Here is an 8,832-nt window from a genome sequence, read left to right on the forward strand (position 1 = left end):
CGTCCCTTGCGCGACACGAAGCTCTCGCTCATCGCCATGCCCAGCCGATTCCAGTTGATCAGGTCAGCCAGCCGCACCAGCGGATGTTTCAGGTTGATCTGCTCACGCAGGGGCTGCCGGAAGAAATCTCCCTCTGTCACAGGCGTCTTCGGACCCATCCGCACCTCGTCAGGATTTGCAGGATTTCGGCATCAATATGCCAGGTCTCTGCAAATCCCACAATGCTATTTCGGCCTCGGAGCCTTGCCGCATAAGCCTTCGCGGATTGTTCAAGGCCGACTCAATATGGTTGACGCGCCACATCGGCAGCGTCGCCAGATGTTCTTCAGGCATGTTGGTTTCTCGGCCGATCGACGGAGGAAGTCTGAAACGCGACAGGCAGGCTTTTCGGACATCGAATGACATAGGACGGCATACAACCAGTTGAGCGACAGAACCCGGCTGCGCTGCATCGACACCAGCTCTTCGCGCTCGGTTTCACTCAGTCATTTTGCCCATGCACGATTAGATCGGTGCAATTTCAATGGTTCATTGGGCTAGGAACAATCTGGAGGTTGCCCTTCGACATAGCAGCACCAACCGTGCCACCCATTTGGCTCACATACAGGCTCATCAGCCAAGATTGGCTGAGCTAAGCCAATCATGATGACGGCTGAGCCTACTAGCATCGATTTCATAAATTTACGCATGACGATACTCCGATAAGGTTAATCAACGGCTTATACTTTTATGCGAAATCCATGCCAAGAAGCAAACGCCAATCGAAACTAGAAATCTTGAAAGGCCATTAAAACCATTCACGTAGCACTAACGGACAAACCAGACACTTCTGTCAATTTCTGTCGCTACTGCGACAAAATCTTCTAAAGGTGCAGGGGTAGTCCTGGATGTCGGGTTTGTGCGAGAGCGTTTCCAGCGCGGTTGTGAGTCGCGCATGGAGTCGATCGAATAGCGCCAGCGCGTGTTCATGGCGATGCGCGCGGGGATCGTCGGGCGGCTTGCCCCGGATCGCTTCAACATCCAATAACAAGAGTCCGCATTGCGCTGCCCTGCGGCCAGGAAAGGAGCGCTTATCGGCACCACTGCGGCCGGATCACCTTGGTGACAGTTCGCGCGGTTTCTCAGGTGACACTTTCAGTTCGCAGGCGCCAAGCTACGGATTTCATCCGGAATCTTGTTGATTTCCCCGCGACGGGTGTGGTTGTTGATGACACATTTACCGTCGAAGTTGTGACACTTTTAGTAGGGTCTACGACCACGCGGCGAGATTACACGCGAGGAGCATCGACAGCACGACGCCGATTTTCGCGCGCGTGGCGGAGCGTTTCGGGAATGACGTCGGGCGGTGCGGGGCGTGGACAACGGAATATCCATCGTGTCTTGCTCGAATCGGTCGCCAGCCGTCTGGGGTTCATAGCGCGCCGGCGAAAGGTGTTCGATCAAGCAACCTCCGTTCCACCTTGTGGGCCATGCCTTCGGCCAGCGCCATTAGAAGGCTTTCTCAGTGCGATACGTGGTCGCGCTTGTCTCCCGCCAACGGATTGCGCGCATCGCGCGGGTGGTCACGACGTTGCCACTTTGGCGCGCGAATGGTCGCGTCGTGGCTACCTGAGCGGCCTGAGTGCGGCGCCGCGACAGGTGTGTGACACCGCCGCCGGAGCATTTTTCTTTTGTGACCTAGATCAACGCCATTCTGAGGCCGGGTTGGACCAGGTGCGCACGAAGCTGGCACGAATCTTGTGTTTTGAGAACGCTAAACGCCGACAGGGGGCGCCCCGAGACGCAACCGCATGCCGGCGTCGCCAACCCGATGGCCATCAAGGAACCACACAGTGATCGAAACGTTTTATGAAGTCATGCGACGTCAGGGGATTTCGCGCCGCAGCTTCCTCAAATTCTGCTCGCTGACGGCGACGTCGCTCGGTCTCGGGCCCGCCGTCATGCCAAAGATCGCCCACGCGATGGAGACCAAGCCGCGCACGCCGGTGCTCTGGCTGCATGGGCTCGAATGCACGTGCTGCTCGGAGTCGTTCATCCGTTCGGCGCACCCGCTGGCGAAGGACGTCGTGCTCTCGATGATCTCGCTCGACTACGACGACCTGTTGATGGCCTCCGCGGGGCACCAGGCCGAGGCGATCCTCGAAGAAGTGATGACGAAGTACCGCGGCAACTACATCCTCGCGGTCGAAGGCAATCCGCCGCTGATCCAGGACGGCATGAGCTGCATTATCGGCGGCAAGCCGTTCGTCGATCAGTTGCGCCGTGTGTCGAAGGACGCGAAGGCCGTGATCTCGTGGGGCTCGTGCGCGTCGTGGGGCTGCGTGCAGGCGGCGAAGCCGAACCCGACGCAGGCGGTGCCGATCCACAAGGTCATCACCGACAAGCCGATCATCAAGGTGCCCGGCTGCCCGCCGATCGCCGAGGTGATGACGGGCGTGATCACCTACATGCTCACGTTCGACCGCATGCCGGAGCTGGACCGCCAGGGGCGCCCGAAGATTTTCTACAGCCAGCGCATTCACGACAAGTGCTACCGCCGTACCCATTTCGACGCGGGCCAGTTCGTCGAGTCGTGGGACGACGATGCGGCACTGCGCGGCTACTGCCTCTACAAGGCCGGCTGCAAGGGCCCGACGACCTACAACGCCTGCTCGACCGTGCGCTGGAACGGCGGCACGAGCTTCCCCATTCAGGCGGGCCACGGCTGCATCGGCTGCTCTGAGGACGGCTTCTGGGACAAGGGCTCCTTCTACGACCGGCTCACCCAGATCAACCAGTTCGGCGTCGAAGCGAACGCCGACAAAATTGGTGGCACCGCGGCCGTCGTGGTGGGCGCCGCTGCGGCGGCGCATGCGGCCGCTTCGGCGATTCAGCGCGCCAAATCGAAGCACGACGCGAGGCAAGACCGCGACGGCCGATAGCCGCATCTAGCGCCCCGCGCCGGGGCGCCGCCGACAAGCACAGGAAGCAGCACAGGAAAAAACAAGCATGACAGCCATTTCCACCCAGGGGTTTCAGCTCGACAACAGCGGGCGGCGCATCGTCGTCGATCCGGTCACGCGCATCGAAGGCCACATGCGCGTCGAGGTCAATGTCGATTCGAACAACGTGATCTGCAACGCCGTCTCCACCGGCACCATGTGGCGCGGGCTCGAAGTCATTCTCAACGGGCGCGATCCGCGCGACGCGTGGGCATTCGTCGAGCGCATTTGCGGCGTGTGCACGGGATGTCACGCACTCGCCTCCGTGCGCGCCGTCGAGGACGCGCTCGACATCCGCATTCCGCCGAACGCGCACCTGATCCGCGAAATCATGGAGAAGACATTGCAGGTGCACGACCACGTGGTGCACTTCTACCACCTGCACGCGCTCGACTGGGTCGATGTGGTATCGGCGCTGAAGGCCGACCCCAAGCTCACGTCCGAGTTGCAGCAACGCGTCTCGCCCGCGCATCCGATGTCGTCGCGGGGCTATTTCCGCGACGTGCAGACGCGCCTGCGCAAGTTCGTTGAAAGCGGCCAGCTCGGGCCGTTCATGAACGGCTACTGGGGCAACCCCGCCTACGTGCTGCCGCCGGAAGCTAACCTGATGGCCGTCACACACTACCTCGAAGCGCTCGACCTGCAAAAGGAGTGGGTCAAGATTCATACGATCTTTGGCGGCAAGAATCCGCACCCGAACTACCTAGTGGGCGGCGTGCCGTGCGCGATCAATATCGACGGCGATCTCGCCGCCGGCGCGCCGATCAACATGGAGCGCCTGAACTTCGTCAAGTCGCTCATCGACGAAGCGATCACGTTCTGTCGCAACGTCTACGTGCCCGATCTGCTTGCGATCGGCACGATCTACAAGGCGCGCGGCTGGTTGCATGGCGGCGGCCTCGCCGCGACCAACGTGATGGACTACGGCGCGTATCCGCTCGTCAACTACAGCCCATCCACCAACCAGATGCCGGGCGGCGCGATCCTCAACGGCGACTGGAACACGATCCTGCCGGTCGATCCGCGCGACCCCGAGCAAGTGCAGGAGTTCGTTGCGCACTCCTGGTATCAATACCCGGACAACGACCGCGGGCTGCATCCCTGGGACGGGATTACCGAGCCGCATTACGAACTGGGGCCCAACACGAAGGGCACGCGCACCGCGATCGAGTCGATTGACGAGAGCGCGAAATACTCGTGGGTCAAGTCACCGCGCTGGCGCGGGCACGCAATGGAGGTCGGACCGCTCGCGCGCTACATCCTGGGCTACGCGCACGCGCAGCAGGGCAATGCGCATTGCGGGCGCACGAAGGAGCAGATCGAAACCTCGCTCGTCACCGTGAACCAGGGCATGCCGAAGCTGCTCGGCTTGCCCGAAACCTCGCTCGGCGCGAAACAACTGCTGCCGACCACCATCGGCCGCACGCTCGCCCGCGCGCTCGAAGCGGAGTATTGCGCCGAGATGATGGCGGACGACTGGCAAAGCCTCATCGACAACATCCGCAACGGCGACATCTCGACCGCGAACGTCGACAAGTGGGACCCGTCGACGTGGCCCGCCGAAGCGAAGGGCGTGGGCGCGGTCGCCGCGCCGCGCGGCGCGCTCGGCCACTGGATCCGGATCAAGGATGGCCGCATCGAGAATTACCAGTGCGTCGTGCCGAGCACCTGGAACGGCGGCCCACGCGACGCTAAAGGGCAGATCGGCGCATTCGAGGCGAGCCTCATGAACACGCCCATGGCGAACCCCGAGCAGCCTGTCGAGATCCTGCGCTCGCTGCATTCGTTCGATCCTTGCATGGCGTGCTCGACGCACGTGATGAGCGAGGACGGCGCTGAAATGACCGCCGTGACCGTGCTCTAACTCCACCAGGCCGCTGCGGCGCCGGCGCAGTGGCGGCCAAGAAAGGATGATGACGATGCAATCGTATTCCCGACGCGAAGAGGCGCGCGACACCGTTCCGCCCGCCGAGGCGATTTACGTGTACGAAGCGCCGGTGCGCGTCTGGCACTGGCTGAACGCGGCGTCGATCGTGGTGCTCGCGGTGACCGGCTACCTGATCGGCTCGCCGCTTCCCACGCAGCCCGGCGAGGCAAGCGCGCATTTTCTGATGGGCTATATCCGCTTCGCGCATTTCACCGCCGCCTACCTGTTCGCCATCGGACTCGCGGGCCGCGCCTATTGGGCCATTGTCGGCGATCACCATGCGCGCGAGATGTTCTGGGTGCCGGTGTTCTCGCGCGAGTACTGGCTCGCCATGCTCGCCATGCTGCGTTACTACGCGTTTGTCGGGCCCACGCCGCGCCAGTTCAGCGGGCACAATCCGTTGTCGCGATTCGCAATGTTCTTCGTGTTCCTGCTGGTCTCCCTGTTCATGATCGTGACCGGCTTCGCGCTGTACGGCGAAGGCGCGCAGGCGGGTTCGTGGCAGCAGATTGCGTTTGGCTGGGTGCGTCCGCTGCTCGGCCAGTCGCAAGGCGTGCACACCTGGCATCACCTCGGCATGTGGGCGATCCTGATCTTCGTGATCCTGCATGTCTATGCGGCGATCCGCGAGGACATCATGGGCCGCCAGAGCGTGGTCGGCTCGATGATCTCGGGCTACCGCACGTTCAAGAAGTGAGGCCGCGATGCTGACTTCCCCGCAAAGCGGCGCGCCCGCCATCGTCGTGCTCGGCATCGGCAACGTGCTGTGGGCCGACGAGGGCTTTGGCGTGCGCTGCATCGAGGCGCTCCAGCAGCGCTTCGAATTCGCCCCGCACGTGAGCCTCATGGACGGCGGCACGCAAGGGCTGTATCTGGTCCAGTACGTCCAGGCCGCCGACAGCCTGCTGATTTTCGACGCGGTCGATTACGGTCTCGCGCCCGGCACGCTGAAGATCGTTGAGGATGACGACGTTCCGGCGTTTCTCGGGGTGCGCAAGATGAGCCTGCACCAGACCGGCTTCCAGGAGGTGCTGATGCTCGCGCGCCTGACCGGCCGGTATCCGCGCCGCGTGCTGCTGGTCGGCTGCCAGCCCGACGAAGTGGACGATTACGGCGGCAGCTTGCGGCCCGCCATGAAGGCGTCGCTGGAGCGCGCGCTCGAACTGGGCGTCGAGCGCCTTGCCGCATGGTGCGGTGAACCCTCGTCGCGCCGCACCCCGCTGCGCGCCGACGAGGCGGTCACGCTGCCGCATCTCGCGCTCGCGCGCTACGAAGGCGAGCGGCCGAGCGAAGCCGATGCGTGCCGCACCGGCGACGAGCGCGTGCTGCTGCGCATGCGCCGCGAGGAGCCGCCGTCGTGTGCATAGGCGTGCCGATGCGGGTAATCGAGGTGCAGGGCTTGCAGGCGTCGTGCGACGGGCGCGGCGCGCGCCGCCGCATCGACACGTCGCTGGTTGGCCCGTGCAGCGCCGGTGAATGGCTGCTGGTCTTTCTGGACGCGGCGCGCGAGAAGCTCGACGCGACGCGCGCGGCGGAAATCGACGCGACGCTCTCGCTTGTCGAGCGGGCGCTGGCGGGCGACGCCGCCATGGCCCGCGCGAGCGCGCATTTTGAATTGCCGTCCGCGCTCGGCGTGGACGACCTGATCCGGCTGACTGGCGGCGCGCGGCACTCACCGGTCCACCAAGGAATCGACGTGACAAATACGAGCGGCGCCGCGCATGAGGCAGCGCCCGTGGTGCAGCGGCTGATCGACGACGGACACGCCGAGTTCGTGGACGAACGCACACTCGACGACTGGCTGGCGGATGGCGGCGAATGCGTCGTGCTGCTTGCGGGCGACCCGGTGCACTTTCCCGAATCCCTCGACGTGGCCGTGGTGCTGCCCGAACTCGCGCGCCTCGCGGCGGGCCGCTTTGGCCGCCCATTGCGCGTGGCTGTGGCGACGCGCGAAGGCGAGGACGCGATCGCGCGCCGCTTCGGCTCGCAGCGCTGGCCCGCATTGCTGTGGCTGCGCGACGGCGGCTATGTCACGACGCTCGCGGGCATGATGGACTGGGACGATTACGTGGCCAACGTCGCCCATGCGCTCGCGCAGCCGACTACGCGGGCGCCTTCGGTCGGCATTCCCGTCAACGCCGCCGGCGCTTCGGCGGATTGTGACTAGTCTTCACTATCCGTGACCAAGCGTCGAATGAACATCGATCAATCATCGGGATTGCCAACCATGTCCATGACTCCGTTTCCCGTGCCGTTCGGCCCTGGCAGCCAGGACGAGGGCGATGCGGTGCTCGACTATCTGCCGATGCCGCAAGGCATGCGCACCTATGTAGCGCCGTCGCTGCCCGAGCGCGCCGATGCGCGGGCGTTCGACGCCGCGCGCGGCGTGCTGCGCGATGTACTGCGCGTGCTGGCGGCATACGAACCCGGCACGCCGCCCGAAGCGATCGACCTGACGACCTGCGACGCGGTGGCGCTGCGCATTCTCAACGACGTGCTGGGCGAGGGCGAGGTCAGCGCGCGCATCGACAATGCGCAGCGGGGCAGCGTCCTGATCCAGGAGACGGTGCTACCCGGGCTGTGGCGCATGGTCGAGCCCGGTGGCGCGAGCGCGGCCGACCGCCTCGAAATCGGTGCAGCACCGGCGCTCCTCGCGCGGCCCGCAGAGGGGACGCAGCCGATGGCGCCGTTGCCGGGGTTGTTGCCAACGGGCGTGATGAACGCGCCGTCGATCCTGAGCGAGGTGCGCGATCATGTTGCGCGCTGGCGTGCCGGGGACGCGCCCCATGCCGTCAACCTGACGCTCCTGCCGTTGTCGCCAGGGGATGAACAATTGATCGACGCCATGCTGGGCGAGGGCTCCGTGCAGGTGCTCTCGCGCGGCTACGGAAATTGCCGCGTGGGCAGCACGGCGATCGCAAACTGCTGGCGCGTTGCGTATTTCAACTCGCAGGACACGCTGATCCTGAACACGATCGAGATCACCGATCTGCCGGAGGTCGTGCGCGCCGCGCCGGAAGACATCGCGGATTCGTGCGAGCGCCTCGCCCAGTTGATCGAGTGGGTAGGCGAAGCGTGACGATGAACGATCGCATGATGCAATTCGAGGGCAGCTATCTCGGCGATAGCAGCCGCATCGCGGCGCATACGCGCCTCGAATGCAAGATCTGCTGGTGGATCTACGATCCCGAACAAGGCGACCCGGTCTGGCAGATTTCGCCGCACGTGCCGTTCGCGGCGCTTCCCGCGCACTGGCGCTGCCCCGTTTGCGACGGCGCGGCGGACCAGTTCATGGTGGTGGGGGACGCGGCTTGACCGCGCGCGCCATCGTGCGAGACACCCTGCGCGGCGAGCCACGGGTGGCGGCGCTGGTCGCGCACTTCGAGACGGTCGCCAACGGTGCGATGCGCGATATGCCGGTCGTGAATCGCGCCTTGCGCGTCGAGGCAATCGGCTTCGCGCCGATGCCGGGGGAGGCCGGGGCGCGAGGTGCCTGGCTCGGCGTACTGATCACGCCGTGGTCCATGAATCTCCTCTGGCTGCCCGGCGCGATGCAGGATTCGGCGCCATGTCCGCGGCCGGGCGGCAAGGCACGCTTGCGCGTAGGCAACGTCGATTTCGAATGGATCGGCGCGCACGTGCAAGGCGTTGGCGCGTATGCGTGCTGCTCGCTTTTTTCGCCGATGTTCGAATTCGCTGGCCAGGAGAGCGCCGTCGCCACCGCGCAGGCCGTCCTCGCGCAGTTGCGCGGCGGGGAAGGCGGCGCGAAGGGCGATGGGAACGGCGACCCAGCGCGCATTGCGCCGCGCGCGTTCCTGTTGCGGCCGGGCGCGTTCGGGAGCGCTGCATGAATGCGGCGACGCTGGCCGCGCTGGCCGGGCAATACCGGGTGCGTCCCGGCCGGCAGGACAGCATCGCGGGCGG

General features: G+C 64.8%; 9 protein-coding genes and 1 pseudogene. 8 read left to right on the top strand and 2 right to left on the bottom strand.

Features of this window, described 5'->3' with window-relative positions; genetic code table 11:
- A pseudogene (locus A3CW_RS52945) lies at positions 1-158 on the bottom strand (IS5/IS1182 family transposase); the annotation flags it as partial.
- A gap of 10 nt (positions 159-168) precedes the next feature.
- Positions 169-333, bottom strand: coding sequence for a hypothetical protein (locus tag A3CW_RS52950; RefSeq protein ID WP_154678232.1), 165 nt, complete (start codon positions 331-333; stop codon positions 169-171).
- Positions 334-1,835: 1,502 nt separating this feature from the next.
- On the opposite strand from A3CW_RS52950, the gene A3CW_RS0143785 reads away from it, so the two are divergent.
- From A3CW_RS0143785 to hybE, 8 genes are all read left to right on the top strand, one after another.
- Positions 1,836-2,921, top strand: coding sequence for a hydrogenase small subunit (locus tag A3CW_RS0143785; RefSeq protein ID WP_028209125.1), 1,086 nt, complete (start codon positions 1,836-1,838; stop codon positions 2,919-2,921).
- Positions 2,922-2,988: 67 nt separating this feature from the next.
- Positions 2,989-4,845: a nickel-dependent hydrogenase large subunit gene (locus A3CW_RS0143790; protein ID WP_028209126.1), complete on the top strand. Its 1,857-nt coding sequence runs from the start codon at positions 2,989-2,991 to the stop codon at positions 4,843-4,845.
- Between the two features lie 49 nt (positions 4,846-4,894).
- Positions 4,895-5,605 carry a Ni/Fe-hydrogenase, b-type cytochrome subunit gene (gene cybH / locus A3CW_RS0143795; protein WP_035515828.1) on the top strand — a complete coding sequence of 237 codons (711 nt, stop codon included), beginning with the start codon at positions 4,895-4,897 and terminating at the stop codon, positions 5,603-5,605.
- A 7-nt stretch (positions 5,606-5,612) separates the two neighbouring features.
- Positions 5,613-6,275, top strand: a complete 663-nt coding sequence (locus A3CW_RS0143800; RefSeq protein WP_028209128.1) for a HyaD/HybD family hydrogenase maturation endopeptidase — start codon at positions 5,613-5,615, stop codon at positions 6,273-6,275.
- Positions 6,276-6,283: 8 nt separating this feature from the next.
- The gene (locus tag A3CW_RS54525) at positions 6,284-7,075 is read left to right on the top strand and encodes a HypC/HybG/HupF family hydrogenase formation chaperone (protein WP_322787998.1); all 792 of its coding nucleotides are present in this window, start codon (positions 6,284-6,286) and stop codon (positions 7,073-7,075) included.
- A 60-nt stretch (positions 7,076-7,135) separates the two neighbouring features.
- On the top strand, positions 7,136-7,987 hold the full coding sequence (locus A3CW_RS0143815; protein WP_035515831.1) for a hydrogenase expression/formation protein: 852 nt from the start codon (positions 7,136-7,138) through the stop codon (positions 7,985-7,987).
- A 2-nt stretch (positions 7,988-7,989) separates the two neighbouring features.
- Positions 7,990-8,223: a rubredoxin gene (locus tag A3CW_RS0143820; protein WP_028209130.1), complete on the top strand. Its 234-nt coding sequence runs from the start codon at positions 7,990-7,992 to the stop codon at positions 8,221-8,223.
- Positions 8,220-8,759, top strand: a complete 540-nt coding sequence (hybE, locus tag A3CW_RS49820) for a [NiFe]-hydrogenase assembly chaperone HybE (protein WP_051482111.1) — start codon at positions 8,220-8,222, stop codon at positions 8,757-8,759. Before A3CW_RS0143820 ends, hybE begins: the two co-directional genes overlap by 4 nt.
- Positions 8,760-8,832 lie beyond the last annotated feature (73 nt).

This window comes from Paraburkholderia nodosa DSM 21604 (assembly GCF_000519185.1).
GTDB classification, from domain to species: domain Bacteria; phylum Pseudomonadota; class Gammaproteobacteria; order Burkholderiales; family Burkholderiaceae; genus Paraburkholderia; species Paraburkholderia nodosa.

Coding starts and splice junctions, on each gene's coding strand:
- A3CW_RS0143815 (WP_035515831.1), top strand. CDS start 7,136: ATGTCCATGACTCCGTTTCCCGTGCCGTTCGGCCCTGGCAGCCAGGAC.
- A3CW_RS54525 (WP_322787998.1), top strand. CDS start 6,284: ATGCGGGTAATCGAGGTGCAGGGCTTGCAGGCGTCGTGCGACGGGCGC.
- A3CW_RS0143790 (WP_028209126.1), top strand. CDS start 2,989: ATGACAGCCATTTCCACCCAGGGGTTTCAGCTCGACAACAGCGGGCGG.
- A3CW_RS0143800 (WP_028209128.1), top strand. CDS start 5,613: ATGCTGACTTCCCCGCAAAGCGGCGCGCCCGCCATCGTCGTGCTCGGC.
- A3CW_RS0143820 (WP_028209130.1), top strand. CDS start 7,990: ATGAACGATCGCATGATGCAATTCGAGGGCAGCTATCTCGGCGATAGC.
- cybH (WP_035515828.1), top strand. CDS start 4,895: ATGACGATGCAATCGTATTCCCGACGCGAAGAGGCGCGCGACACCGTT.
- A3CW_RS52950 (WP_154678232.1), bottom strand. CDS start 333: ATGCCTGAAGAACATCTGGCGACGCTGCCGATGTGGCGCGTCAACCAT.